Consider the following 26,212-nt stretch of genomic DNA (forward strand, 5'->3'; position numbering starts at 1 on the left):
CACTGGGTTCTTCGGTAAAACCGCCGGCATGCAACTCTACCGGCAAGGATGTCAGGCGCGCCCGCTGCGGCGGGCTTCCTTACCTGTTATGGCTGTCACTACTGCCTGCTGGCGCAGAAGGCCGGTGACGATTCCGTTGTGGTCCACCACAGCGTATTCGCCGCCCTCCAGCCGTGCCAAGTACTGGATCAGTTCCTGGCCCTTGGACCATTCCGGGACATATGCGCCGGCGCCCAGGGCATGGGCCACTGCGGTGACGGGCGTCGTCGTCGTTGATTGGGGAGGCACTGCCGCCGCTGCGCCGAAGTCGACAACGCCCTGCGGTTTGCCATCAGGTCCGCAAATTACGACGGCGGGACTTCCGGCCGGTGATATGTCCAGGACGTCGGCCACGGTGGCCGAGTTCGGCACGCCGACGGCGCGCTCCGCCAGGCCCGCAGCACTTACAAGGTAGAGGCGGCTGCGGAGCTTCGCGTGATGGATGGAGCTTGAGGCGCCCATCCATAGGAAACCGCAGACGAGGACGGTGATCAACATGAGGTTGATGTCCAGGGGTGAGCCGCTGATGAGGGGAAGGCCGATGAACCAGATGACCAGGGCGGCCACGATGATCCGGCCGGACCAGCCGGCAGCGATGGTGCCCTTGTCCTGGTCGCCGGTAGCTTTCCACACGGCCGACTCCACCAGTCGCCCGCCATCCAACGGCAATCCGGGGAGGATGTTGAACAGCCCGATCAGGAGGTTGGCCCACATCAGGATATTCGCGAGGATGTCAGAGACGCCGTTCAGGGCGCCGGTGGACAGTACTGCCCACATCCCTGCCGCCAAAACGAAGTTGGACGCCGGCCCCGCCAACGCCACCACCACGGACCGTCCCGGAGATGCAGTGAAGTTCTCAAACTGTGTGTGGCCGCCCCAAAGGTTCAGCACAATCTTTTCGGTAGGCCATTTGAAGACCTTGGCGCTGAGGGCATGTGCCAATTCATGGACCAGGACGGAGACCGCGAGGAGCAGTGCGTAACCCAGGGCAACAAAATAGGCCCCTACGCCGAGGTCCGGCATCCGTACCAGCAGCGCGGGTCCGTAGACGATGACCGTGAAGCCGGCGATGACGAACCATGAATACGCCAGGTAGACGGGAATCCCCGCGATCTTCCCGAGGGGGATGCCGTCTTTCTTGGTGGTTGCATGGTGCGGTGTGGCGGAGCTGGTCACCTAGTTGGCCCCTTCAAGCTGGTTCGCTGCAGCGAAACGGTCTTCGACGAGTTGCTGCAGATCGGCTGGGGTCCGTCCCACCAGGGTGTCCCAGGCAACCATGCGGGAATCCTCCGGCAGCGGCACCTGGTGTGGAATGCCGACGGTGACAACACCGGAGGCGATCGCCGCGGTGGCGCCCGGAACGGAATCCTCGAGTGCGACGCAGTGGTGGATCGTCAGGTCCGGATCATCAAGGCGCAGGCGTTCCACCCCCGTGAGGTAGGCCTCAGGGTGCGGTTTTCCATTGGCAACGGTATCGCCGGTAACCATGAACTCGAAGTAGGGCTTGGGAAGGCTCTCCACCACCACGCCGGCCAACGGGCCTTCTGACATGGTCACCAAGGCGCAGCGAATACCGGCCTGGTGGAGATCATCGAGCAGTTCACGGGCCCCGGGCCGCCAAGGAACCTCTTTGCGAACCTGCGCGATCACCTGTGCGCTCAAAGTATCCACGATCTCACGGGCCTCAAGCTCGACGCCGGCGGCCTGAAGGACAGCAGCGGAGTGAAGCAGGGACTGTCCCACCAATTGCATGGCCTGCTGGTGGGACCAGCTTCCGCCATGGGACTCCACCAGCGCACGCTCGGCCGCGATCCAATAGGGTTCGGTATCGACCAGTGTGCCATCCATATCCCAGAGCACGGCTTTGAGGAGGGGCTGGCTGGGTAACGAATGCATGGTTTCAAGTCTACGTGGAACCTGGCGGACGCCCGCGCGTGCATTGCGCTGTGGGCGAATAAGGGACACGCACCGGTGCCCAATGCCATGCATCCACGAGGGTCTTGGACGTAGGGTGAGTGGATGAACAGTGTGGACGGGACACCCGAAGGACAGGACATCACCGCGGAGCCCGAGCGTTTCCTCAAGGAACCTGCGGAAGGCCAGCGCGTCACTGTAATGCTTGCCGCCTTTGAGGGCTGGAACGATGCAGGCGAGGCCGCAAGTGATGCGCTGCACTACTTGAACAAACTGTGGGACGGCAAGAAGGTCGGCACAGTGGACGCCGAGGAATATTACGACTTCCAGTTCACCCGGCCCACCGTGCGGCGCACATCCTCCGGAGCGCGCAAGGTCAAATGGCCATCGACCCGGATCTACAAAGCAGCCGTACCGGACAGCAACGTGGACGTGGTCTTCGTCCTGGGTACCGAGCCTTCCTACCGATGGCGTGCCTACACCACCGAACTGCTGGTTCATGCCGAAGCGCTCAAGGTTGATTCGGTCATCCTGATTGGCGCGTTGCTGGCAGATGTTCCCCATAGCCGCCCGATCCCGGTCAGTACCACCACGGAGGACAGTTCCCTGCGGGAACGGCTGAACCTGGAGGCCTCGCAATACGAAGGGCCGGTGGGCATCGTAGGTGTGCTCGCTGAGTTTGCCATGCTGGCCGGACTTCCCACCGTTTCCCTCTGGGCGGCGGTCCCCCACTATGTGGCCCAGCCGCCGTCGCCAAAAGCCCAGCTTGCCATCCTGCACAAGGTGGAGGACCTCCTGCAGGTCCCCCTGGACAGCCAGGCCCTTGCCGAGGAATCGGAAGCCTGGGAGCGCGGCGTGGACGAACTTGCTACCGAAGACCCGGAGATCGCCGCTTACGTGCGGCAGTTGGAAGAAGCCAAGGACACCGCCGACCTCCCCGAAGCTTCCGGCGAATCCATTGCCCGGGAGTTCGAGAGGTACCTCAAGCGACGCGGCAAAGACCGCCCCTGAGGCGGCACGGACACAAGAACGGCAGCGGCCCCGCAGCATGGCGGTTTCTCGGGGCCGCTGCCGTTTGCTTGGGCTTGAGGGCTTAGAGTTCCACGCCCAGCAATGCGTTGATTGCGTCTGAGATCAGGGCACTGTCCTGTTCCGAAGCTGTGGCGTTGGCCCGGAGCGTGACATCGGCCCACTCGTCGATCGCGGCAATGGCTCCCGGGGCGTTGAGGTCGTTGGCCAGCTCGCTGCGCATGGCGGTCACCAGAGGTCCTGCGGAACCTGCAGGGGCATGCCCGGCGGCATCACGCCACCGCGCCAGCCGCTTCTTCGCTGCGGCGAACTCTTCCTCGGTCCATGACCAGTCCGAGCGGTAATGGTTGGCCAGGATGGCCAGACGGATGGCTGCTGGTTCTTCACCGGCGGCGCGGAGCTTGGAGACAAGGACAAGGTTGCCCTTGGACTTGCTCATTTTTTCTCCGTCCAGGCCCACCATGCCCGCGTGGGAATAGTGCTGCGCCAACGGCACTCCGGACAGGGAGTAGGCGTGGCCGGCTCCCATTTCGTGGTGCGGGAAGACGAGGTCCGAGCCCCCACCTTGGACGGTGAAGGGTGCGGGGAGGTATTTCTGCGCGATGACCGTACATTCAATGTGCCAGCCAGGCCGTCCGTCTCCGAGCGTTGCGCCGGGCCAGCTGGGTTCACCGTCACGGGCGGCACGCCAGAGCAGCGGATCAAGTGCATGGCGTTTTCCGGGCCGTGCCGGGTCTCCGCCGCGTTCGGCGAAGAGCGCCAGCATCTCTGCCTCACCGAGTCCGGAGACATCCCCCAGTGTCCAGGCGTCTGTTGCGTCCGAGCGCTTGCCGGCCATTTCGACGTCGTAATAGACATCGCCGTCAGGTTCGCCGTCGGTACCGGGCACCCGGTAGGCAACGCCGTCCGCAATAAGGCGCTCGATGGCCGGCACGATGTCCGGGATGGCCTCGACGGCGCCGATGTAGTGGTTAGGTGCCAGCACGTTCAGTGCGCCCATGTCGGTCTGGAACAGCTCGATCTGGCTCTGGGCCAATTCGCGCCAGTCCACGCCCGTGGCGGTGGCGCGCTCGAGCAGGGGGTCATCGATGTCCGTGACATTTTGGACGTAGGAGACGCGCAGGCCAGCGTCGCGCCAGGCCCGGTTCAGGAGGTCGAAGGCCACGTAACTTGCTGCATGGCCCATATGGGTTGCGTCGTACGGCGTGATGCCGCAGACGTACATGGACTGTTCGGGTTGCCGCTCAACCTCCACTACACGGCCAAGGGCTGTGTCGAACAGGCGTAGTTGCGGCATGCTGCCGGGCAGCTCAGGAACAGGGCGGGAGGTCCACGATTTCACTACTCAACCTTAGTGCTAGGCACTGATGACACCGAAATAGAGGAGGACATACAACGCCAGTCCCAGCAGAATCCGGTACCAGACGAACAACCGGTAGCTGCGGGTGGAGACGAACTTCAGGAACCATCCAATGATGATGTAGCCCACCACGAAGGCGATGACGGTGGCCATTGCAGTCTCTGCCAGGCCATACGGACCGGCCAGTCCATCGTGGGAAACCGTCTTGTACAGCTGGTACAGGCCACTGCCGAATACTGCCGGGATGGCGAGCAGGAACGAATACCGCGCAGCGGCCTCACGGGTGTAGCCCATCAGCAGTCCGGCCGTGATGGTTCCGCCGGAGCGGGAGACTCCGGGAATCAAAGCCATGGCCTGGGCGAAACCGTACAGGATGCCGTGCTTGTAGGTCAGCTGTGTGAGATCCCTCTCCTGCCGTCCGATCGCGTCCGCAACGGCGAGGATCATGCCGAAAACGATCAGCATGGTGGCGACGATCCACATGCTCCGAAGCACCGACTCGATCTGGTCCTGGAACAGCAGGCCCAGGACGATGATCGGAAGGCTGCCAAGGATGACGAGCCATCCCATGCGGGCATCGGGATTGTTGCGCTCCACTTTGCCTGTCAGGGACCCGAACCAGGCGCGGATGATCCTGACGATGTCGCGCCAGAAGTAGACGATCACGGCTGTCTCTGTTCCCAGCTGCGTGATGGCAGTAAACGCGGCACCGGGATCGGAGGCGTTCGGGAGGAACGAGCCGACGATCCGCAGGTGTGCGCTCGAAGAGATCGGGAGGAATTCGGTAAGGCCCTGCACCAGGCCCAGCAAGGCAGCTTCAATCCAGTTCACGTGAATAGACCCTACGTCATGAAGACTGGGAACTCCCCGTAAGCTAGCAGCTATGCAGCAGCGTTATGTCGGGAACAGTGGGTTCCGCGTGTCCGCCTTGTCCCTCGGAACCATGTCCTGGGCACAAGAGACCGACGAGCAGGACGCTGCCGAAGTCCTGCAAGCATTCGTCGCTGCCGGCGGCACGGTGGTTGATACGGCGGCCTCCTATGCGCAGGGCCAGGCCGAGGCCATGCTCGGTTCCATGCTGGGCGATGTCGTGGCCCGCTCCGAGCTGGTCATCTCCACCAAAGCCGGCGTGTCGTTGTCGGACTCACGGCGCAGCATCAACGCCTCGCGCGGGGCCATGCTTTCCGCGCTCGATGCCAGCTTGGCAAGGCTTGGAACCGACTACATCGACATCTGGTTCGCCCACGAGTGGGACCCCAACGTTCCCCTCGACGAGACCCTTTCGGCGTTGGAACTTGCCCAGCGGACGGGCCGTGCCCGTTACGTGGGAATTTCCAACTACAACGGCTGGCAGACCGCAAAAGCCGCTGCCGTGGCAGGCTTCACGCTGGTGGCCAACCAGTCGGAGTATTCCTTGGTCCAGCGCAAGGCTGAATCGGAACTGATTCCTGCCGTGGAGGACGCCGGACTGGGCCTCATGGCGTGGGCGCCGTTGGGCCGGGGCGTCCTGAGCGGAAAGTACCGGGGGCAGATACCAGCAGATTCACGTGCCGCCCAGAACCGCCTGGCTGCCTACGTGGAGCCGTACCTGGAGCCGAGGGCCTCGCGGGTGGTGGAAGCGGTGGCCATGGCCGCACGCGGATTGGGGCGCTCTCCGATGGATGTTTCCCTGAGCTGGCTGTTGTCGCGGCCAGGTGTGGCAACGGCAGTTGTCGGCGCGAGGAACGCCGTCCAGCTCAAGGAACTGCTGAACGCGCAGTTTACGGCCCTGCCGGCCGAGATTGGACGTGCGCTGGAGGACGTCTCAGCCGCGTAGCTGCTTCCTAGCGGCGGTCCAGAATATCCAGCAGGTAGCTGCCATACCCGCTCTTGGCCAGCTTGGCGGCTTGTTGACGCAGTTCGTCGTCGTTCAGGTATCCCATCCGCCAGGCAACTTCCTCCGGCGCTCCGATCTTCAGCCCCTGCCGGTTCTCAGTGGTGCGGACGTAGTTCGAAGCATCGTTGAGGTCGCTGAAGGTCCCGGTGTCCAGCCATGCGGTTCCGCGCGGGAATTTCTGCACATGCAGCCTGCCACGTTCCATGTACTTCCTGTTGATGTCCGTAATCTCCAGTTCCCCCCGGGGCGATGGCTCAAGGTCTTTGGCCATGGCGACTACCTCGTTGTCATAGAAGTACAAACCAGGAACCGCGTAGTTGCTTTTGGGCGCGGCCGGTTTCTCTTCGATGGATACCGCCAGGCCGTCGTCGTCGAACTCCACCACGCCGTAGGCGGAGGGATCCTTGACCCAATAGCCAAAGATGGCACCGCCGTCGACGTCCACGTAGTGGCGCAACTGGTTGCCCATGCCGGGACCGTTAAAGATGTTGTCCCCGAGGATGAGGGCCACTTTGCCGCTCCCGATGTGCTCCTCCCCCAGGATGAACGCCTGGGCCAGCCCGTCCGGCGTCGGCTGCTCTGCGTACGTGAGGTTGATGCCGAACTGTGAGCCGTCGCCCAAAAGCCGCTGGAATTGGGCGGCATCGCCGGGCGTGGTGATGATCAGGACATCCCGGATCCCGGCAAGCATCAGCGTGCACAGGGGGTAATAGATCATGGGTTTATCGAACACCGGAACCAACTGTTTGCTGATTCCGAGCGTGATGGGATGAAGCCTTGAGCCAGTTCCACCTGCAAGAATAATTCCTCGCAAACCTGCCGTCCTCACCTGTGCCCAGTCCCGCCGCGGACGGCTACTCTAGGGCCATGCAGAGAATCCTTGTCACCGGCGGGGCCGGATTCATCGGATGCAACTTTGTCCACTACATCATGGAGCACACCGGCCTGCATGTCACGGTCTTGGATAAATTGACCTATGCAGGCAATGCCGGATCCCTGGCCGGTTTGCCGCCTGAACGGTTCACCTTTGTTCGCGGCGACATTTGCGATGCTGCAACGGTGGAGCCGCTGACTTCCGACGTGGACGCTGTGGTGCACTTTGCCGCAGAATCCCACAACGACAACTCCCTGGAAGAACCCCGGCCCTTCATCGACACCAACCTGCTGGGAACTTTCACCCTGATCGAGGCCGCACGAAAGTACGGGACCCGGTTCCATCACATCTCCACCGACGAGGTCTACGGCGACCTTGCCCTGGACGACCCCGCCCGGTTCACCGAGGAATCCCTCTACCGTCCCACCAGCCCGTACTCTGCCACGAAAGCGGGTTCGGACCTGCTGGTGAGGGCATGGGTCAGGTCCTTCGGCCTCAAGGCAACCATCAGCAATTGCTCCAACAACTACGGGCCCTACCAGCACGTCGAGAAGTTCATTCCACGCCAGATCACCAACATCCTTGAAGGCTCCCGTCCGCGCCTCTACGGCAACGGGCGGAACGTCCGGGACTGGATCCATGTGGAAGACCATTCCTCCGCCGTGATGGCGATTCTTGAAGGTGGCCGCTTGGGCGAGACCTACCTGATCGGGGCAAACGGAGAACGGTCCAACCGGGAAGTGGTGGAGAAGCTGCTGGCCATCACGGGGCTGCCCGTCGATGCTTACGACTTGGTGACCGACCGCCCCGGACATGACCTCCGCTATGCCATTGATTCAACCAAGCTCCGAAGGGAGCTCGGTTGGTCGCCCCGTTACTCGGATTTCGACGCCGGTCTGGCTGACACCATCGATTGGTACCGGGAAAACGAAGCCTGGTGGCGGCCACAGAAAGCCTCCACGGAATCCAAATACGCCGGCCAGGGCCACTAAGCCGTGGAACCTTCACAGCAGCTCCGTTCGCGGACTACGACCATTCCCGGGCTGGTGCTGTTTGAGATGCCGGTTCACGGCGACGAGCGGGGGTGGTTCAAGGAAAACTGGCATCGGGAGAAGATGCTGGAGTTGGGGCTTCCGGATTTCGGGCCGGTGCAAAACAACATCTCCTTCAACGCCGTCCGGGGTACAACGCGCGGAATCCACGCCGAACCGTGGGACAAGTTCATTTCGTTGGCCACAGGGAAAATCTTCGGGGCCTGGGTGGACCTGCGGGAAGGACCCGGATTCGGCACCATGTTCTGCGCCGAGATGACGGCAAAGGACGCAATTTATGTTCCCCGGGGCGTGGGGAATGCTTTCCAAACGCTGGAGGACAACACGGCGTACGCGTACCTGGTCAACGATCACTGGAGCGCGGAGGCGCAGAAGCATTACACCTTCCTCAATGCCGCCGATGAGCATGTGGCGGTACCGTGGCCAATTCCCCTCAACCAGGCCGTGTTGTCGCCCCAGGACCAAAAACACCCCCGCTTGAAGGACGTCAAGCCCATGCAACCGCGGCGAACCCTGGTCATCGGGGCGGACGGACAACTCGGCAAAGCCCTGCGTGCTGTGTACGCAGAAGACGGAAGCGTGGAATTCGCGGGCCGCGCGGACTTCGATCTTGTAACCGGGAAGCCGGATGGTGCCAGGGACTGGCGGGAATACTCCACCATCATCAACGCAGCGGCTTTCACGGGAGTGGACGCTGCCGAAACACCGGAGGGCCGCGCAGCTGCCTGGGCCACCAACGCAGTTGCGGTGGCCCGCTTGGCGAGGACCGCCGTCGAACATTCACTGACGCTGGTCCATATCTCCAGCGACTACGTCTTCGATGGAACCGCAGACGTGCACCGGGAGGACGAAAGCCCCAGTCCCCTGGGGGTCTACGGCCAAAGCAAAGCCGCCGGAGACCTGGCAGCGGCCACAGTACCCAGGCATTACATCGTGCGGACCAGCTGGGTGGTGGGAGAGGGTCGAAACTTTGTTCGAACAATGGCCGCACTGGCAACGCAGGGTTCGTCGCCGTCGGTGGTTGAAGACCAGTGGGGCAGGCTCAGCTTCGCAGCTGACATTGCTGCAGCGATCCGCCACCTCCTGGACAGCGGCGCCCCCTACGGCACGTACAACGTCAGCAACAGCGGCGAACGGACATCATGGGCCGGCCTCGCCCGGGACGTTTTCCGGCATATCGGGGCTGATCCCGGGCTGGTAAAACCTGTCAGCACGGCAAACTACGCCGGACCAGGTACAGCCCCAAGGCCCCGAAGCAGTGTTTTGGACTTATCCAAGATCCGGGCCACGGGATTCGACCCCGCGCCGGCGATGCAGCGCATGGCGGAATACCTGGACGGATTGGAAACCTAGCGGCGTCCGCAAAAAGGGCCTACAGTGGCCCTACGGCAGCCCATCCGAGGCAGGGCCGGGAGACAACTCAAGTGAACACGCTGGACGGGCAGCCGTGGCTGTCCGCGGCGATCCAGGCAGTGCAGCAGCATGGATCGCCGGCCCATTTGTTGTGTCCTGAGCTGGACCCGGAAGCCTGGAGAGCCAAGAATGCTGCTGCCAAAGATTGCGCACCGACAAGTCGCACTCCCCCACCCTCCTTCGGCCATGCAGATCAATGGCAGTGCGCTGCTGTTCAACCCCCACGGCCGAGGCTCCAAAGCCGGTCCCGGCCGGGTTCGGACCCGCGCAGCCCGGGCGGTACAGGAGGAACTCCCTGACGAACGGTGGATCACCCTGGGTGGCGCCCCTGTGAAGTTGACGGACTTCGAACACGCCGTGGGATTGATCATGGACCGGGCACAGGCCGGTGGCGCCAAGCCCTTGGGCGTTTGTTCGGCCAACCTGGACCACCTGCGCCATTTCGGTACAGGGAGCCGGTGGAACGGAACGTTGGACCAGCCTGCCCTGGTGGACTGGCTGACATTGCTTGACGGGGCCCCTTTGGTGTCAGCGGCGGCCAGGATCACAGGCAAGCAGTGGCCGCGGCTTGCCGGCAGCGATCTGGTGGGACCCTTGCTGGACGACGCCGAACGCCGGGGGCTCCGGGTAGGTTTCCTTGGTGGCAGCCCGCAGGCGCAGGAGCTCATCCGGGACAGGTTTGCCCGGGAACGGCCCCGTTTGCACGTAGCGGGCTGGTGGGCCCCGGAGCGTCCGGTGCTCCATGACGTCAGCGCATCCCGGGAGCTGGCGGCGGACATCGCTGCCTCGGCCGTGGACCTGCTGGTGGTTGGCTTGGGAAAGCCCCGGCAGGAGCTCTGGATTGCCGAATATGGTCAGCTGACAGGGGCCAACGTCCTTCTGGCCTTCGGTGCGGTTGTTGATTTCCTGGCCGGCAGGATCATGCGCGCTCCTGCGTGGGTCAGCAGCCATTCACTGGAATGGGCATGGCGGCTGATGCTCGAACCGCGGCGGCTGGCGCGCCGGTACCTTCTGGAAGGACCGGGGGCTTACCTCACGCTGCGCACGTCCAGCAGCGCGGCTGTGCCGGTGCCAGTGCCAGTCCCGGCCGTGCACGGACCGGCAGTAGCGGTGCCGGTGCCAGCGCCAGGTCCGGGGACGGTCCCGCCTTTGAGTGCAACGACAATTCCCGGCACCCCGGAGGACGGGCCCAGCCGTGCTCCGGGGCTGTTCGTCCCGGCCGGGGCCAGGGCCGACGTCGCCGTACTGGTGGTGACGTACAACAATGCCGACGACGTCGCGACGCTGATTGCCGGCTTACGGGAAGAAACGGCGGAACAGTCCATCAGGGTTGTGGTGGCGGACAACTCCCCCGATGACCTCACCATGGCCGAGGTGAAGCTGCATCCGGACGTCGTAGCGGTGCCTACCGGAGGAAACCTCGGGTACGCCGGCGGCATCAATGCCGCCATGCGTGTAGCCGGAGATGCGGACGCGTACCTGATCCTCAACCCGGACTTGCGGGTGGAGCGAGGGGCGGTAGCAGCGCTGCGTCGAAGGATGGCCCTGTCCAACGCCGGGGTGGTGGTTCCGGTCCTGCTGGATGACGACGGCACCGTGTACCCGTCGTTGCGCCGGGAGCCGGGCCTTCTGCGAGCGCTGGGTGACGCGGCCCTGGGTGGCCGGGTGCAGGGCAGGCCGGGGTGGTTGTCCGAGATGGACTTTGATTCGGAGAGTTACCTTCATGCGCACCGCGTTGATTGGGCCACGGGGGCGGCGTTGCTGATCAGTGCTGATACTGCCAGGGCGGTGGGTGGCTGGGATGAGCAGTTCTTCCTGTACTCGGAGGAGACGGACTATTGCCGGAGGGTGCGTGACTCGGGCCGTTCGATTTGGTTTGAGCCGCTGGCGCGGATGTGGCATGAGCGTGGGGGTTCCGGGAGTTCGCCTCAGTTGACGGCGTTGATGTCGGTGAATCGTGTCCGGTACGCGGCGAAGTATGGTGGCCGGGGCGCGGTGGCCGCGTTTACGGCGGTGGCGTTGCTTGCGGAGCTTCTCCGGTTCCACAAGCCTGGGCATCGGGAGGCCGCCTTGGCTTTGGTCGACCACAGGCGGCGGAGGGCGTTGCCGCGGGCAACCAGGGGTGTCTCCATTGCGGGGACGGATCCCCTTGCTGGAATGGCTCCGGCTACCGGGGCGGCTCCGCCTGCCGGGGCGGCTCCGCCTGCCGGGGCGGCTCCGCCTGCCGGGGCGGCTCCGCCTGCCGGGGCGGTGATCATTCCTGCCCACAATGAGGCGTCCGTTATCGGTAGGACGCTGCGGTCCTTGGAGGAGGTGCTTGCTTGGGGCACTGTGGAGGTCATTGTGGCGTGCAACGGGTGTACGGATGGGACGGAGGACGTTGCTGCAGGGTTTCCCGGGGTCCGGGTCCTTCGGGTGGAGGCGGCGTCAAAAGCGGCTGCGTTGAATGCGGCGGACCAGGAAGCAAGGCTGTGGCCCCGCCTTTACCTTGATGCCGACATAGAGGTCAGTACGGAGGCGGTTGCTGCTGTCCTGGTATCCCTTGAAAGCGGTCCGGTGCTGGCTGCGCGGCCGGCTTTCCGTTATGAGACGGCCGGAGCGTCGCCCTTGGTGCGTTCCTACTACCGGGCGCGGGCGAGGATCCCTTCCACTGCGCAGGGTCTTTGGGGTGCGGGGGCTTATGCCCTGGGCAGGGTAGGGCATGAGCGTCTGGGCAGCTTTCCGGCGTTGACGGGCGATGACTACTACGTTGATCGGCTTTTCAGTGGGCTGGAGAAGGCTGTGCTGCCTGCCGCGCCTGTGGTGGTGAGGACTCCACGGACGCGTTCTGCCCTGGTGGCTGTGCTGCGCCGGGGTTACCGTGGCAATGCCGAACAGGACGGGCAGGAGGCCGGGGCGTCGACGTCCCGGACTGTCCGGGAGCTGCTGGGCTCGATCACCGGGCCGGTTTCGGCGATTGACGCCCTGGTCTACGGTACCTTCGCCGTGGCCGGCCGCCGTCGTCCGCTGTTGGAGCGCAAGGCGGCACACGGCTGGGAGCGGGACGAGACCAGCCGGTAGTCAGAAGCCGCAGCTCCCGCCGCCTTCGATGCGGTAGAGGTGGACGGCGTTGCCGTCGGCGAAAGTGTCGGTGAAGGTGCCCTCGACCACCGGGATGGTGCGGTTTTCGTCAATCACGACGGCGGTGCTGCCGCCGCATTGGAGGCGGAAGCTTGCCGGACCGCCGGTGTTCTTGTTGGCCCCGGCGAACACGTAGACCTTTCCGCCATGGAGTTTGGTGGTGACATCCACCGGACCTGCTGCGGTGGTGGCGCCGTCGAGGAAGGGGGCGTTCAGTACCGGGGCGAGTGTGGTGATTTGGTGGTTGACGGCGGTCAGCGTCGACACGATGTTCCGGCCGCAGTCCCTTATTACGTGTTGGGTGACGCACTCACCGCCGAAATTGTGGTTGAAATAGATGATTCCCCTGGCACCGTGGATGAGGCTGCTCCACACGGCGGCCCTGAGTTCGGGGCCGGTGATGGTGGTGGTGTTGGGGACGTCCCCTGACGGGTGGCCGTTCTCCACGAACGCCCACACAGGAATTCCGGCGCCGGGGTCCTGGAGTTTTCGCAGTCTGTCGATCGTCCAGCCGTAGTTGGCGGCGAGCCGGCATTCCTCACGGGTCAGGTCCCTCGTGTATCCGATGATCGCACCGCCTTCGCCTTTGCCGCAGATGTTGGGATCGGTAAACCAGTAGTTGTCGGCGGAAACAACGTCCTGGACTCCCCGGATGAATCCGTGCGCTTCCTCGTCGGATTCCCAAAAGGTGACGCCCTTGCCGTAGTTGGAATAGAGCAGGGCGCCCTGTGGCGCGGTCGCGCGCCGTTCCTTTTGTATGGTGTACCCGCACGGTGTGCCGGCAGGGAAACACGGTGCACCTTCACCGGGGTATTTTCCTGTCCACCGGGCATCCCCCGGTCCGGCCCACATGTCCACTTCATCGCTGAGGACGAATCCGGCGGCAGCTTCATGCCCGAAAGTGGGCAGCGCGTACATGCCGGCGTCCTTGATTAACTGAACGTCTGAGTTCCCTGTCAATTCAACGTAGGTGTTCAGGCCCGCTGCGGCGTCCATGGCAGTGTTGCCTCGATCCAGGACGCTTTCGAGCCATACGCCGATAGGAAAGAAGGAAGGGTCCGTGGGGAGGCTGTTGGTGAACTTGCCGTAGTAGTCCGGGCCTCCGTCCACGTCCCTCAGGACCGGGGAGGAAGCCGGGACGGCGGGTCGGCTGTTGGAGGTTTCAGGAGCCGGGGACGCCGGGGTACCCGGCGCCGGGCTTGAACCGACGACGGCGATCAGGCTGACTGCCGCGATGGCGAGCGTTGAGCCGGCCAAGAGGCCCAGTGTTTTGCCCTTCATCGTTGCCCTGCCGTCTGGATGCGGGCGGCCAGGATGCGGGCGCTCTTGGAGACGTCAAAGGATTCGGCCAGGGTTCTCCGTGCCCGCTGTCCCATGGTTGTGGAGAATGAGGGGTGTTGGAGGGTGTGGAGGATTGCCTCTGCGAGGGTCTCCGGGCTTCCCGGGGCCACCAAAGTACCTGAGTGTCCGGTGGTGATCAGGTCCGGGACACCGCCTGCGGATGTTGCCACTATGGGAAGTTCCATGGCCATGGCTTCCATGATGGCCACGCCCAGGGGTTCCTGGTGGCTGGCCAGGGTGAAGACATGTGCTGTCTCGAGCTCTTCCTTGATCCGGGCTTCGGAGACGGCGCCCAGGAGTCTTACCCGGTGGGTTAGGTCCAGTTCCTTGATGATGTTCTCCACTGTTCCCCTGTAACCTCTGCCTCCGAGCTCGTCCTCTCCGGCGATGGTCAACTCCACATCTGTTCCGGTGTTGGCGATGATGCGGACCGCGGCGAGGAGTTCCGCGTAGCCTTTGCTGGGGTTGAGCCGGCCGCAGCAGAACAGCCGTGCCGTCCCGATGCCATCCCAGGGAATGTAGGGGTTGGTGCGCCTGAAGGTGGACAGTTCCACACCCATGGGCGCCACGCTGAGGTCCGGGGGCGTGAAGCCTTCCAGTTGTTGCCGCACTTCTGTCAGCAGCCGCTCAGTGATGGCGATGGAGAACTTGGCGTTGGTCCATTTCTGATGCTGGTTTGGACCGTAGTCGCTGAGGGGCCCATGGAGGGTCAGGCTGTAGGTGATTCCGGAGAGCATATGGGCGAACAGGGCTGCCTGGGCCGCGTGGGCGCAGGAATGGACATGGATGTGTGACCACCCCCTTGCTTGTGCGTGCCGGGCAAGCGCGGCTCCTGCCCAAAACAGTCCGGCCGTTCGAAGGACGTCCGGAATTTTCGCCGTGGTACCGGAGGTGCGGCGCAACAGCCCGGACGCTGCTGCAAGGGCGTCCATGTGCCCCAGTCCGGCGAGGGCGGATGTAGCTGTGCCCCCGATATCCGCCATGCGTGGCGGGGTGAGGTAGTGGATTTCGGGTAGGTGGTTCCCGGCCCACGGAGGAATGGAGCCCTCCTGTTTTGGGCGTCGGGTGGAAACGGGCTCCGGTTGGTGGCCGAGGTCGATCAGTGCTTTGAGCTCACGCCAGAAGAATGCGTGCGTTTGACCCGGGAATTCCGGTACCAGGTAACCGAATCTGGTCATTGCTGCATCTTCCCTGGCCGTTATCGGCTGTTGGTTGGTTGAACATTGGCGGTGGGTCTCCTGCTTTCCCGGGGTTTCAGCTGGGGGTGGAGCCCTACAAGGATTTCCGAAGGGGGCAGCGCGTTGTTGTCGTTGATTGCGTCCTTGCCTGGAAGGACCAGGGCGGAGGTAGCAGTTTCGGCGCTGCCGCGGTCCCTGCGTTTGCTGGAATCGTCCTTCGGTTTCCTTCCGCGGTTCCTGGCGGCCTCGACGGAACGAGCCAGTGAAACCGAGCCCAAGGTGAGAACGAGACCGGCAACAACAACGACTATGACCGACCTCAACCTGCTGGAAAATTGCTCCGTGGCTTTCCCGGGCGAGGCTACGGCGAGCGCCGTGAACAGGTACCTGTCGGAGGCTCCGTTGATGGTCTGGATGGTTCGAAGGTCTTGTTCCAGGCGCTCCCCCAGTGCTTTGGCTGTATTGATGGCCTGTGTCTTGTCATCTGAGATTCCGGAGATGTCGATCAGGAAGGCATCCGAGGGCCGTTCCACTTTGTAGTCGGTGCTCAGGCCTTGTGCGGCCAGGAGATCGCCGGTGGCAACATCGTTCAACCGGGTCACGGCAACCTGGGCCACGAGGGAGGTATCGGCGGACCGCAGATAGGGGTTGTCGCTGTTGAGCAAGCCCAGGGCCGGATCCTTTTCGATTTGCTCCGAGGTTGGTACTTGCGGGGTGACGATGGCGAAGGTTGTCCGGGCTTCGTAGGTTCGTGGGGCGTAGGAGAACATGTATACCGCTGCCACGGCCGTCAGTAACAGGACGGGGAGTACGAAGACTTTGTATCGCCACAGGGTTTTGAGGACGGCTACGGGGTCCATGATTCCTCCTTGGGGAGTAGTTGCTTGGTGTTCTCTGGTGAATGGTTTTTGCTCTCCAGTGCGGCACCGTTGTCGTCAAGGCCGAGTTCCTGGCGGACCATGTTCCAGGTTCCGCCGGCCAGTCCAACGATGAAGGGATAGGTGAGGGCGAAGACCGGGAAGGACATGGAGTCGAAGGTCAGGGAGCAGATGGCGGCCACGATTCCTGCCGCAGCGATCGCCCCCGCCAGGCAGCGCAGTGCCGGGAGGCGCGAAGCCCGGGCTGCGAGGAGGGCGGACAGGCCCGGAAAGGTCAGGTAGGCGATCAAACCCACCAGTCCCACCAGTCCGATGGTGACAGTTGCATTCAGGTATTGGTTGTCAAGGATGTGTATTGCGTTCGTTGGCATGTAATTTCCCGGGCCGACACCGAACAGGGGATGCTCCTGGACCATGGCAGCGACCCGCGGATAGTTGTTGGTCCGGGTCGTGATGGAGGGATCGCTGTCTCCGGCTGTCAGGGAGGATGCCAGGGTGCCGACCAGGCCGGGTACGCCAAGGAACAGGGCGGCAACAATGACAGGGGCGGCAACAAAGGCCCAACGCCGTGCCAACCGGGGCAGGAACGGCAGGAACACTGCCATCCCAGCCAACAGGCCCAGGATCCCCGACCGTGAGACTGTGGAGGCGATGGCGAAGACCAAAAGCGCTGTGATGGTCCAGTGCACCCACTTTTTGCCTCGGGGGTCATACAGGCACCTCCATATGGACAGTGGGAGGAGCATGGCGCAGATGACGGCCATCTCGATGGAATGGAAAGTGCTGCCCGAGACCCGCATCAGCGAGCCTCGTATCTGGAACGTTGTGTTTCCCCCGTTGTTGGTGAACCCCGGCATAGCCATTTGCAGCCATTGCATGGGATCAACCCGGAAGAAGAATTGAACTGCGGCCACCACGCAGCAGAATGCCGCTCCGGCCAACAGGGCCCGGGTCAACGCCATGGCAGCGTTCAAGGTCCGGACGGCCTCTGCAGTGACGAGTATGATTCCTGCACTGGCCAGCAGGAGAATCAGCCATCGGTCAGCGGCTGCGCGTGCAGGGCTTTCGCTGCCCCCTGTGTAGCCCGAGTACATGGCCGCATAGGAAGCACAGGTCCCCACCCAGAGGAGGACGAAGCCCATCCGCCCGGGGTGCCGGGTATCCAAAGGGTTGGTCAAGCCAAACAGGACCGAACACATCCACACGACCAACAGCAGCAGTGCGATCAACAGCGGCACCGTCCCCACGGCTCCCAGCGGTTTCAGGACCATGTTGGAGGGAAAGAAGAAGATTCCGAAGGCGGCGAACTTCAACAGCAAGGGCACGTGCGGACCCGCCGATGATCGGCCGGCAGCGAGGTCATCCAGCACGGGAGGTGAGGGGCGCCGGAGGCTTGGGAGGGTCCTTGAAATCTTCATGGCAGCCCCGGGCTTCCCGGTTCCCTGGCACAGACCGATTCAAGGATCGTGGCGAAGTTTTCGCAGGAAACCGACCAGTCCAGCCGCCGACGCTGCGCGATCGCCGCGGCCCGTGCGGAAATATCGGGTGCCTCCACAGCCTGTGCAAGTGCTTCTGCCAGCTTGCGGGGCGCGGCAGGTGCCCACAGAACATCGGGGTCCCTCATCACCTGCGCCGCGAAGGACGATTCATTGAGCACCGGTACGTTGCCTGCGGCCAGCAGTTCTTCTGGTACGAGCGAAATGTTGGTAAAGGAGATGGCCAGCCCCGCGATGGTGCGGTTGTAGAGATCATTCAGTGCTGCCGGGCTGAGGTTGCCATGGTTTGTCACCGGGATGGACCACCCCGTGATCTTGTCTCCGTAAACGTGTATTTCCTGCTCCGGATGCAACGTGTGGAAGTGCTCCAACGCCAGTTTGGCCAAAAGGTAGCCGCGTCGATCCACTGCACGCTTGGCGTAGTAGACCACCCCTTGGCGGGAGGCCCGGCTCTCTGGCCTGCCCAGGAGGCGGTAGGTAGCTGTGTCGCAGGCGAACGGGACCGTGGCGTCGGGAGCCTGCCCGGTTTCTGCCTTCATCACAGCGGCGATCATCTCTCCGAGGCCGATGGTGGTGAATCCCAGTCTGTAACTGTTCTCTGCCAGCCAATACAACGTTCCGCGGGGATAGAAGTAGGGCTCGTAATCCTGGATGAAGTAGAAGCTGTGAAGGTCCGGACCCCGCCGGGCCGCTGCCGCGTACGCGGTTGGCCATGAACTGGCAACCACCGCGTCCATACCTTCGAAGCCGTCGGCCACACTCCGAATCCGGGCGTTGACTTCAGGCCAGTATTGCCGGATGACCGAGGTATGCCGGGACACGTCGTCGTTGTTGCGATCGTAAAGGAAGAGCGTGCATCGATGGCCACGCTCGGCCAAGGCCTGCACCATGCGGAAAAACGTGGTGTGGCCCCCGGAACCGGGCCCAGGCGGTGTGCAGACCCAGCCGATGTCAAGGCTGCCCGTTCTGGGACGGGCGCCGGCGGCCGCACGTCGCCTGTCCAGGTCCACGATGTCCTCGGGCCGAACAGGAAGCGTGGGCTCCGCCCAGGCCAGGTTTTCCAGCGCTTTGACAGCTGTCCTTTGCAACACCTTGGTGGCAACCGAACCCCAGCCATCCTGCCTCGCCTGGCTGATGACCCTTCCTGCAAGGCCTCTCACCGCGCATCCCCCCTTTCAGGGCCAAGGGAGGCGTGACGGAACGAATGAAGTGCCTGCCTGCGCACCTCCAGGGGTATCCCCGCTTTGGCGGAGAGCATCAACAAGCTCTTGTCCTGGGGTGCCTCACGCAGGAGATGCTCGATCTCCTCCTGGCCAAGGGGCACTTCGGCGGAGTGGACGATCCCCTGCATTTCGCTGACGGTCGCCTCCGGGCCACCGGCAACTTCATCGACATAGAGGCCGTAGAGCATCATTTCAGAGAAGTGAAGCTGCCCGCCGACAGCGGTGGACCAGTCCCGGCCCGTGACGTCCTCGACGTGCCCGAGCATGTCCCTCACTACCCAAGGCTCCCACAAGCACGGCCAGCAAATGTAGTCGGCCAAGTCTCCAGCCGGAGGAGGCGCAAGGCCCAGCAGCCGCCTGGCCGAGACGTGCCAGAGCCTGTGCCCTGGAAGGGTCGCGTCAACGGCGCCGGGTGCGCGGTAAAGGGGAATGCGGCCGTTCCGTCGGAACGTATCAAGGGTTGTATGGCGGATGAGCACACTGTCGGAGTCCAGGAGCAGGGCCCCGGCGACATCCAGCCGCGCCACAACAGCCAGTTTGATGATCTGCTGGGCGATCCACCCGCGGACCGGTGGCCAAGGGCGGGCTGCGTTGATCCAAACGTTGAAACCCGGGGACCTGAAAAACGAGGCCGGAAGGAAGTCCCGTGCTGCGTGCACTGCTGTCCGGGGACCGCGCAGGCCGCTGAAGGCAGGAAAATCGCGGTCCGGCACCACGATGTGGTGCACCACGCCGGGATCAGTCATCTCAAGCACTGAGTTGTTGAGGTCCCCGCACAACTCCCGATCCGGCAAATAGCTCGGAGTCACCACTGCCAGCTCGCCGCTGCCCAAGGTGCCCCGATTCGTGGCCAGGTGCTTCCCCATCATGCCGGCCCTTCCATTTCATGCGCCCGCACAGGAAGGGATGACCCCTGCCCGAGCAAGCCACGCACAGTCCCCGCCAGTTGTTTCCCCTGCCGGAACGTCAGCAGCACATAAACGGCTGCGCCCAGGAAACTTCCCAGCACAACCGCCATCCAAGGTTCCGTGATGCCCATCGTGGCAAGCCGGGCAACATATCCGGCCGCTATTGCCGCCAACAGGGGAGCAATACTTCCACGCAACAGATCCCAAGCCCGGACACCCAACACAGAGCTCAGAACCTTGAGGTACAACGGGATGACAACCAGGCAGGCGGCCGCAGCATGCGCCATTCCTGCCCCCGCTATCCCCCACTGCCGGATCGAAAAATAAAGGGCCGGTACCAGGACTGCGAGCCACGCCACTTGAACCCAGAACAGCCACGCTGTCCGGCCCGCCCCGACGGAAAGGTCAGCGAACAGTTCAACCAGAATCCTCGCCGCCCCGAAGACCCCCAAAGTGGCCAAGGCGACCGACGCCGGCTCCCACCTGGATCCAAAAAAGGCCAGGACCATCGGGTGGGCCAAACCAACAACCAACGCCGAAATCGGAAAAGCGACATAGGCAACCCCAGCCACGAACCGGCCAGCCAGCAGCCCCAGCCTGCCCTCGGTATACAGGCGGCCGAAAACCGGAACGGCAGTGGCCCTGATCACCGATGTGATGACGGCGCTCGGCAACCCCGCCAGATTGAAAGCGAGCAGATACAAGCCAAGCGCCGTCGGATCCAGCATCCGGCCAATCAGGAGGTAGTCAACGTTCAGCGTCACGAACACCACCAGGTTGGCCATGGCCAGCGGCATGCCCAGCCGCAGAACTTCCATAGCAACCGTCCGGTCAAACCCCGGCGCGAACCTCTTGGGCGTAATGATCCAATAGCCGGCCAGGGCAACCAACTGCCCACCTACCCTGGACCATGCGAGCGCCATTGCTCCCCAACCGTCCAACGCCATGGGCACCACGAGGACCAGCACGCTGAGCACGCTGCAAACATCAACCACCACCCGTGGCTTCTGCAGGAACTCCCGCCACACCATGGTCGAAGGTACGGCACCGGCACCTTGCAACAGGATGGTCAGCGAGAGCACTTGGATCACCGGCGTCGCAGCAGGATCATCAAACGCTGCTGCCAGGGCGGGCGCGAAGACGATGGCTGCCGCCGTCATGATGGCACTGGTAGCCAGAGCAATGGAGAAGACTGTAGGGGCAATCCTGTCCGGATCCCCTGTGCCGCGCGCCAGGGCGGCGGTGGCGCCCAACTCGGCCATGTTCGTGGCGATGGTCTGCACCACAATGGCCACCGCGAGCGCCCCGAAGTGCTCAGGAGCGAGCATCCGGGCAACAATGATGGTGGTGGCAAACTGGACAATCCTGCCCAAGGCCATGTTGAGGCCACCCCACAGCGTGGCGCTCGCAGCCCTGTTGCCCAGGGTACGGTCCTGGCCGCTGACGGTGGTCATGAAATTCCCGTCATGGCCCATAGCCGCCAACGGACGCGGTCCAGTTGGCTCCGCACAAACCCGGTGAGCAGCCGGCCGGCCCCGGGTCTCCGACCACGGGCGGCTTGGGTGATCCTGGCCTGCAACGCATTGGCCCGGTGGATGTTCCCGGGAACTTCGTGGAGGCCCTCAAGGAATTTGCGGAGTTCTACGGCCGCTTCCACCGACCCGCGATTGTTGATTTCCTTGAACCCCAACTGTGCAGCTTCCCTGCTGAGGGCGCGCTTGGCCCGCTGCATCTGCCGCACCCGAATTCTCGGATCCCCCGGGAACCTTGGGTCTTCGAGGACCCGGAAGGCTTCAAGACGGTGCTTGAGGTCGACGGCGGCCGCAGCAAACTCGGTTTGGTGCATGTTGGCACCATGGACCCGGTAGAAAGCCTGGACCGGCCCGTTGATCCTTCCCACATCCCAGGAACCCGCAGCCCGAAGCCAATACTCAAGGTCCCCCGAGTGCGGCAAGGTGGTGCTGTAAGCGCCCACACTGAGCACGGCAGCGGTCCTCATGACCACTTCGGGCGAGAGGATGAAGTTCCTCCCGCGTGCACATGCCAAGGAAACCCACTCCTTGCCCTCCCACACAGTCCACGTGGTGTGTTCGTGCGAAGAGGGTCCCGGAGGCCTCACGGTGAAGTCCCGGGGAAGGCCGTACACCATACCCACCCGGGGCTTGGCTTCCATCAGCGCGGCTGCCCTGGCCAGCGCACCCGGCGCCAGCACGTCATCCGCGGAGAGCAGCGTCACGTACCGGCCCCGCGCCCTGGAGAGCCCGTCGTTGTACGTGGCAATATGCCCCTGGTTGCTTTCGTGGAGCACCACGCTGATCCGGGAGTCCTTGGACGCCAACCTCCAAGCCACGGCGGCGCTGCCATCAGTGGAGGCATCATCGACCACAATGACCTCAACGTCCACACCCTCCTGCCCAACGGCACTGGCAACGGCCTCAGGCAGGAACCGCCCATAGTTGTAGCACGGCACCACCACGGAAACGTCCACGGGTTGCCGCAGGGGAACGGGCCGCATCAATTTCACAGGATGCCCTCCAGTGCAGGTGAATTTCCGCGCCTGATCACCCGGGCAGGAACCCCGGCCCATGTCTCCTCCGCCGGAACATCGGTCAATACGGCAGCACCCATGCCGATCGTTGCATTGGCGCCGATCGAGGTGCGCTCGCGGACGCTGGCATTCATGCCGACATAGGCGGCGCGGCCAATGTGGACGTTGCCGCCCAGTGAGACCCCGGAGGCGAAGGTGGCAAAGTCGCTGATGTCGTCGTCGTGGGTGAAGGTCACTCCCGGCATGGCCACTACGTGGTTGCCGATGGTCACTGAGGCCGTCATGCTGACGTGGGCCAGGAGGATGCTGCCTTTGCCGATCATGCAGCCTTCGGGTACCTGGACGGAGGGATCTATTGCTGTGGCATAGCGTTCCTCATCCAGCCCCAGGGTCCTGAGCCGCATGACCACAGCTTCCCTCCCCGCGCCGGATCCGATGCACACCAGCAACAGTGCATGCGGGAATTTCAGGGCGTCCCGGATGGGGCCAAGGACGTGGGCGCCGTCAACCACCCGCCCGAGTTTGTCTTCGTCGTCATCGAGGATCCCGATCACGTCGAATGGCCCGTTGCTGCGGACCATGGCCAGGACCTCCCTGGCGAGGCCGCTTGCCGCTATGAGGAGAAGTTCGCTCATCCCAGGCGCCTTGCTGCCCGCAGGACCGAATCGATGACCCGGACCTGGTCGTGAAGGGAAAGCTGGTGGTAGAGCGGCAGGATGAGCGTGTGGTCGGTCAGCCATTCGGTGGCATCCAAGGACGCAGCGCCGGTGTCTTTGCCGGCGTAGGCCGGTTGACGATGAGCTGCCATGATTCCGCGTCGGGCGGAGATTCCGTCCTCGGCCAGGACGGACATCAGCCCGTCGCGCCCCACGGGGAACTCCGGCCCCACTTCAAGCCAGCAGGACTGGAAATTGCTGGTCCCGTAGTCCGGGTCGCCTACCAGGCGGAGGCCCTCAATTCCGGCGAAGGCGTTGGTGTAGGTGGCGGCGAGTTCCCGTCGTCGCTGGATGGCTTCGCGGAGCCGGCCCAGTTGGACGAGTCCGACGGCGGCCTGAAGATCGGTCATGCGGTAGTTGAACCCGATCTCGAGGTACTCCTCCGGGGGAGCAAGGATGCTTGCGTGCCGATCGGCAGCGGAGACACTCATGGCGTGTTCCCGCAGGCGCCTTGAGGTATCAGCGAAGTCCTCCCGTGAGGTGGAAAGCATGCCGCCTTCCCCTGTGGTGAGGATCTTCCTGGGGTGGAAGGACCAGGCTGCTACCTCCGCTCCCGCCCCCACGGGCAGGCCGTGATAGCGGGAACCAATGGCGCAGGCAGCATCTTCCACAACGGTGATTCCCAGGGGATCGCACAGGGCACGGATGGGATCCAGGTCAACAGGCACCCCGCCCTGGTCAACAGCGATCACGGCCTTGGTGGCCGGGGTCAGCGCCGCTTTCAGTGTCTCGGCGGTGACGCAGCCGGTAGCGGGGTCGACGTCGGCAAACACCGGCCGCGCTCCAACGTATGTTGCGGCATTCGCTGTTGCGATGAAGGAGAAAGATGGCACCACCACGTCATCACCTGGCCCCACCCCGGCCACCACAAGCGCCAGATGCAGGGCTGTGGTGCAACTGGAGGTCGCCACGGCGAAGCCGGCCTGTTGTACCTGGCAGAACGCTTCCTCGAACTGCCGGACTTTGGGTCCTTGTGCCACCCAACCGGAGGCAATCACCTCGGCCACAGCCTGGGCCTCCTCTTCACCCAGCCATGGCTTCATGACATCAATGCGGGCCAGGTGCAGCGCCGAGGCAGTCATCTCGCACCAGCTACAGGAGCCTCAGGACGGGTAGTGTTCCGCGCTGCGGAGATCTCGGCGCGCAGTGGCCGCCACCAGGCGACCAGCGAGCGCAGTCCATCCTCCAGGCCGACGGCGGCCTCGAATCCGAGGTCAGCCTTTGCTGCCGAAGTGTCGGCCAAGCGGCGCGCCACCCCGTTGACTGCCCTTTCCGGCCCGTGCTCCAGGTGCAGCGGGGACTCCATGACATCGAGCAGCGTTTGGGCCAATCCCGCGAGGCTGGTTTCAGTCCCACTGGCAATGTTGTAGACGCCCTCGGTGCGATCGCTCACAGCTGCCAGGACGTTTGCCCTGGCCACGTCCGCAGTGTGGATGAAATCCATCGTCTGTCCGCCGCTGCCGAAGATCAACGGCGGCCGGCCATCGACAATCCGTTCCATCCAGCGCACCAGCACCTCGGTATAGAGCCCGTGAACATCCATCCGCGGACCATAGACGTTGAAGTACCGCAGGGCCACGTAATTCAGGCCTGACATCGCGCGGAAGCTTCGGGCCATGCCTTCGTTGAAGGACTTGGCTGCGCCGTAGAACGTGTCGTTGTTGTGATGGTGGTGGCGTTCGGTAGTGGGAAAGTGCTCTGCCATGCCGTAAACCGATGCACTGGAGGCCAGTATCAGCTTCTCCACCGGGTTTTGGGCGGCGGCCTCAAGCACGTTGAAGGTTCCATCCACCAGGACTTCAAGGGCCAGCCGGGGTTCCTCGGCGCACTGGGTGATGCGGATGGCTGCCTGGTGGAATACCAGGTCCTTGCCGCGGGTAAGGTCATGCACCAGGTCACGGTCCCGAAGATCGCCCTGGACCAAGTCCACCCGGCCACTGGCCAGGGCAGCATCGAGGTTCGCAAGGCGTCCCCGCACGAGGTTGTCAAGGACGTGAACGTGCGCCGCACCGGCGTCGAGCAGTTGGTCAACCAGGGTGGATCCTATGGTTCCGGCGCCACCGGTGACCAGGACGTTGGCGCCGAGGATATTTTTCACCGTGCAACCTGGAGATTGACCTCGTTGCCGGCCACCACGGTGGACTGGCCGTCGGTACTGAGGCTTTGGGTGACGGCTTCGAGGACCGACAGGACCCGAAGTCCGGATTCGCCGCTGGTGCGGGGCATGGTGTGGTTCCGGATGGAAGAAGCGAGTTCAGCCACTACTTGGCCAAGGGGTTCCCGTTCCTGCAGGGCCGGTGACCATGTGTCGCCCAGGCGGTAGGAAATAGCGGAGGTCCTCTTGTCCGCAGCTGAGCGTGGCTGGTGTTCAAGGCTGACACCGCGGTCGTAGACGCTCAGGCGTTGCTGTGGGTTCAGGTCATCCCACACAAGGGTCCTCTTTGACCCTCCGATGATCATTTGACGGATCTTGGTGGGGCTGAGCCAGTTCACATGGATGTGCACCATGGCATCGTTGGGAAGGCCGAACGTCAGGTGTCCCACACAGTCGCGGCCCGTTCCCAAGGGATCCGCCCCATGTGCGGCGATCTCCGTGGGATGGAGGCCACCGGGCAGGACGAAGTCCAAAATGGAAAGGTCATGGGGAGCCAGGTCCCAGAAGACGTTGACATCCGGTTGGACCAGGCCAAGGTTGATGCGCACCGAATCGACGTAGAGGATGTCGCCCAAGGCGCCGGTGGCGACGAGTTCCTGGATTTTCAGGACTGCAGGGGTGAAACAGTACGTGTGGTCCGCCATCAGTACCAAGCCCCTGGCTTTGGCTTCTTCGACCATTTCCAGGCCTTTTGCCCGGCTGTCCGCCAGTGGCTTTTCCACCAGGACATGCTTGCCTGCGCGCAATGCCGTCATCACCACTCCGTGATGGGTGTGTGCAGGCGTTGCTACCGCAACGGCATCGAGGTTGTACGTGTCCAGGAGTTCATCCAAAGACTCGACGACGGCCACCCCGCCTACCGTCTCAGCGAGCTTGAGGCCCCGCTCGACGTCGAGGTCGCAAATGGCCACCAGATCCCAGTCGGGGCTGGCTTTGAGGTTTCGGGCAAGGTTGGGACCCCAGTAGCCTGCCCCTACCACTGCAATGCGGAGTTTTGGCCGCAACGCGTGCCCGTTCAGTTGTCCTGATGGAATAGTTCTTATGCTCATTTCCCACTCGACTTCTGTGTTGAAAGCGCGGTTCTTGTCAGGT

The 26,212-nt window shown here is 63.5% G+C and carries 22 protein-coding genes; 5 read left to right on the forward strand and 17 right to left on the reverse strand.

Annotated elements, in window-relative coordinates:
- Positions 1–51 precede the first annotated feature (51 nt).
- Together AC6JA3_RS10410 and AC6JA3_RS10415 are read right to left on the reverse strand one after the other, a co-directional pair.
- Positions 52–1,215, reverse strand: coding sequence for a site-2 protease family protein (locus tag AC6JA3_RS10410; protein WP_026540698.1), 1,164 nt, complete (start codon positions 1,213–1,215; stop codon positions 52–54).
- The gene (locus AC6JA3_RS10415; protein ID WP_026540697.1) at positions 1,216–2,028 is read right to left on the reverse strand and encodes an HAD family hydrolase; all 813 of its coding nucleotides are present in this window, start codon (positions 2,026–2,028) and stop codon (positions 1,216–1,218) included. It lies immediately after the preceding gene.
- 30 nt (positions 2,029–2,058) lie between these two features.
- On the opposite strand from AC6JA3_RS10415, the gene AC6JA3_RS10420 reads away from it, so the two are divergent.
- Complete coding sequence (locus AC6JA3_RS10420) at positions 2,059–2,964, forward strand: PAC2 family protein (protein WP_026540696.1); 906 nt, start codon at positions 2,059–2,061, stop codon at positions 2,962–2,964.
- Between the two features lie 82 nt (positions 2,965–3,046).
- Here the strand turns inward: AC6JA3_RS10420 and mshC are convergent, their stop codons facing one another.
- Positions 3,047–4,324, reverse strand: coding sequence for a cysteine--1-D-myo-inosityl 2-amino-2-deoxy-alpha-D-glucopyranoside ligase (gene mshC, locus AC6JA3_RS10425; protein ID WP_026540695.1), 1,278 nt, complete (start codon positions 4,322–4,324; stop codon positions 3,047–3,049).
- A 15-nt stretch (positions 4,325–4,339) separates the two neighbouring features.
- Entirely contained in the window at positions 4,340–5,173 is an 834-nt protein-coding gene (locus AC6JA3_RS10430) for an undecaprenyl-diphosphate phosphatase (RefSeq protein WP_026540694.1), read from the reverse strand.
- A gap of 52 nt (positions 5,174–5,225) precedes the next feature.
- Here AC6JA3_RS10430 and AC6JA3_RS10435 point away from each other — a divergent pair, with 52 nt between their 5' ends.
- Positions 5,226–6,158, forward strand: a complete 933-nt coding sequence (locus AC6JA3_RS10435; RefSeq protein WP_026540693.1) for an aldo/keto reductase — start codon at positions 5,226–5,228, stop codon at positions 6,156–6,158.
- Positions 6,159–6,165: 7 nt separating this feature from the next.
- On the opposite strand, the gene rfbA is transcribed toward AC6JA3_RS10435, so the two are convergent.
- The gene (gene rfbA / locus AC6JA3_RS10440; RefSeq protein WP_026540692.1) at positions 6,166–7,032 is read right to left on the reverse strand and encodes a glucose-1-phosphate thymidylyltransferase RfbA; all 867 of its coding nucleotides are present in this window, start codon (positions 7,030–7,032) and stop codon (positions 6,166–6,168) included.
- A 53-nt stretch (positions 7,033–7,085) separates the two neighbouring features.
- Here rfbA and rfbB point away from each other — a divergent pair, with 53 nt between their 5' ends.
- The 3 genes from rfbB (at position 7,086) to AC6JA3_RS10455 (ending at position 12,617) form a co-directional block, all read left to right on the forward strand.
- A complete protein-coding gene (rfbB, locus tag AC6JA3_RS10445) occupies positions 7,086–8,084 on the forward strand; it encodes a dTDP-glucose 4,6-dehydratase (RefSeq protein WP_026540691.1) in 999 nt (332 codons plus the stop codon).
- A 3-nt stretch (positions 8,085–8,087) separates the two neighbouring features.
- On the forward strand, positions 8,088–9,497 hold the full coding sequence (locus tag AC6JA3_RS10450; protein WP_091551825.1) for a sugar nucleotide-binding protein: 1,410 nt from the start codon (positions 8,088–8,090) through the stop codon (positions 9,495–9,497).
- A 246-nt stretch (positions 9,498–9,743) separates the two neighbouring features.
- Positions 9,744–12,617, forward strand: a complete 2,874-nt coding sequence (locus tag AC6JA3_RS10455) for a WecB/TagA/CpsF family glycosyltransferase (protein ID WP_497920115.1) — start codon at positions 9,744–9,746, stop codon at positions 12,615–12,617.
- Here the strand turns inward: AC6JA3_RS10455 and AC6JA3_RS10460 are convergent, their stop codons facing one another.
- The 12 genes from AC6JA3_RS10460 to AC6JA3_RS10515 are packed head-to-tail and all read right to left on the reverse strand — an operon-like array spanning position 12,618 to position 26,169.
- Positions 12,618–13,958, reverse strand: coding sequence for a hypothetical protein (locus AC6JA3_RS10460; protein ID WP_497920116.1), 1,341 nt, complete (start codon positions 13,956–13,958; stop codon positions 12,618–12,620).
- Positions 13,955–15,196: an exopolysaccharide biosynthesis GT4 family glycosyltransferase EpsE gene (gene epsE, locus AC6JA3_RS10465; protein WP_497920117.1), complete on the reverse strand. Its 1,242-nt coding sequence runs from the start codon at positions 15,194–15,196 to the stop codon at positions 13,955–13,957. Before epsE ends, AC6JA3_RS10460 begins: the two co-directional genes overlap by 4 nt.
- Positions 15,197–15,216: 20 nt before the next feature.
- Entirely contained in the window at positions 15,217–16,056 is an 840-nt protein-coding gene (locus tag AC6JA3_RS10470; RefSeq protein ID WP_497920118.1) for a YveK family protein, read from the reverse strand.
- On the reverse strand, positions 16,044–17,492 hold the full coding sequence (locus AC6JA3_RS10475; RefSeq protein ID WP_497920119.1) for an O-antigen ligase family protein: 1,449 nt from the start codon (positions 17,490–17,492) through the stop codon (positions 16,044–16,046). Before AC6JA3_RS10475 ends, AC6JA3_RS10470 begins: the two co-directional genes overlap by 13 nt.
- Positions 17,489–18,730, reverse strand: coding sequence for a glycosyltransferase family protein (locus AC6JA3_RS10480; RefSeq protein WP_497920120.1), 1,242 nt, complete (start codon positions 18,728–18,730; stop codon positions 17,489–17,491). The genes AC6JA3_RS10475 and AC6JA3_RS10480 overlap by 4 nt, the downstream gene beginning before the upstream one ends.
- Positions 18,727–19,662 (reverse strand): DUF6492 family protein, encoded by a 936-nt coding sequence (locus AC6JA3_RS10485; RefSeq protein WP_497920121.1) that lies wholly within the window; start codon positions 19,660–19,662, stop codon positions 18,727–18,729. The genes AC6JA3_RS10480 and AC6JA3_RS10485 overlap by 4 nt, the downstream gene beginning before the upstream one ends.
- Positions 19,659–21,155 carry an oligosaccharide flippase family protein gene (locus AC6JA3_RS10490; RefSeq protein WP_497920122.1) on the reverse strand — a complete coding sequence of 499 codons (1,497 nt, stop codon included), beginning with the start codon at positions 21,153–21,155 and terminating at the stop codon, positions 19,659–19,661. Before AC6JA3_RS10490 ends, AC6JA3_RS10485 begins: the two co-directional genes overlap by 4 nt.
- Positions 21,152–22,216 carry a glycosyltransferase family 2 protein gene (locus AC6JA3_RS10495; RefSeq protein WP_497920633.1) on the reverse strand — a complete coding sequence of 355 codons (1,065 nt, stop codon included), beginning with the start codon at positions 22,214–22,216 and terminating at the stop codon, positions 21,152–21,154. The genes AC6JA3_RS10490 and AC6JA3_RS10495 overlap by 4 nt, the downstream gene beginning before the upstream one ends.
- Before the next feature lie 5 nt (positions 22,217–22,221).
- Complete coding sequence (locus AC6JA3_RS10500; protein WP_026540685.1) at positions 22,222–22,884, reverse strand: acetyltransferase; 663 nt, start codon at positions 22,882–22,884, stop codon at positions 22,222–22,224.
- Positions 22,881–24,047 carry a DegT/DnrJ/EryC1/StrS family aminotransferase gene (locus tag AC6JA3_RS10505; RefSeq protein WP_091551815.1) on the reverse strand — a complete coding sequence of 389 codons (1,167 nt, stop codon included), beginning with the start codon at positions 24,045–24,047 and terminating at the stop codon, positions 22,881–22,883. The genes AC6JA3_RS10500 and AC6JA3_RS10505 overlap by 4 nt, the downstream gene beginning before the upstream one ends.
- Complete coding sequence (locus AC6JA3_RS10510) at positions 24,044–25,063, reverse strand: NAD-dependent epimerase/dehydratase family protein (RefSeq protein ID WP_497920123.1); 1,020 nt, start codon at positions 25,061–25,063, stop codon at positions 24,044–24,046. Before AC6JA3_RS10510 ends, AC6JA3_RS10505 begins: the two co-directional genes overlap by 4 nt.
- The gene (locus tag AC6JA3_RS10515) at positions 25,060–26,169 is read right to left on the reverse strand and encodes a Gfo/Idh/MocA family protein (protein WP_026546810.1); all 1,110 of its coding nucleotides are present in this window, start codon (positions 26,167–26,169) and stop codon (positions 25,060–25,062) included. The genes AC6JA3_RS10510 and AC6JA3_RS10515 overlap by 4 nt, the downstream gene beginning before the upstream one ends.
- Between the last annotated feature and the right edge of the window lie 43 nt (positions 26,170–26,212).

It is taken from the genome of Arthrobacter sp. TmtSoilC79 (assembly GCF_059739405.1).

Coding starts and splice junctions, on each gene's coding strand:
- AC6JA3_RS10415 (WP_026540697.1), bottom strand. CDS start 2,028: ATGCATGGCATTGGGCACCGGTGCGTGTCCCTTATTCGCCCACAGCGC.
- AC6JA3_RS10420 (WP_026540696.1), top strand. CDS start 2,059: ATGAACAGTGTGGACGGGACACCCGAAGGACAGGACATCACCGCGGAG.
- AC6JA3_RS10435 (WP_026540693.1), top strand. CDS start 5,226: ATGCAGCAGCGTTATGTCGGGAACAGTGGGTTCCGCGTGTCCGCCTTG.
- rfbB (WP_026540691.1), top strand. CDS start 7,086: ATGCAGAGAATCCTTGTCACCGGCGGGGCCGGATTCATCGGATGCAAC.
- AC6JA3_RS10455 (WP_497920115.1), top strand. CDS start 9,744: ATGCAGATCAATGGCAGTGCGCTGCTGTTCAACCCCCACGGCCGAGGC.
- AC6JA3_RS10460 (WP_497920116.1), bottom strand. CDS start 13,958: ATGAAGGGCAAAACACTGGGCCTCTTGGCCGGCTCAACGCTCGCCATC.
- epsE (WP_497920117.1), bottom strand. CDS start 15,196: ATGACCAGATTCGGTTACCTGGTACCGGAATTCCCGGGTCAAACGCAC.
- AC6JA3_RS10470 (WP_497920118.1), bottom strand. CDS start 16,056: ATGGACCCCGTAGCCGTCCTCAAAACCCTGTGGCGATACAAAGTCTTC.
- AC6JA3_RS10475 (WP_497920119.1), bottom strand. CDS start 17,492: ATGAAGATTTCAAGGACCCTCCCAAGCCTCCGGCGCCCCTCACCTCCC.
- AC6JA3_RS10485 (WP_497920121.1), bottom strand. CDS start 19,662: ATGATGGGGAAGCACCTGGCCACGAATCGGGGCACCTTGGGCAGCGGC.
- AC6JA3_RS10490 (WP_497920122.1), bottom strand. CDS start 21,155: ATGACCACCGTCAGCGGCCAGGACCGTACCCTGGGCAACAGGGCTGCG.
- AC6JA3_RS10495 (WP_497920633.1), bottom strand. CDS start 22,216: ATGCGGCCCGTTCCCCTGCGGCAACCCGTGGACGTTTCCGTGGTGGTG.
- AC6JA3_RS10500 (WP_026540685.1), bottom strand. CDS start 22,884: ATGAGCGAACTTCTCCTCATAGCGGCAAGCGGCCTCGCCAGGGAGGTC.
- AC6JA3_RS10505 (WP_091551815.1), bottom strand. CDS start 24,047: ATGACTGCCTCGGCGCTGCACCTGGCCCGCATTGATGTCATGAAGCCA.
- AC6JA3_RS10515 (WP_026546810.1), bottom strand. CDS start 26,169: ATGAGCATAAGAACTATTCCATCAGGACAACTGAACGGGCACGCGTTG.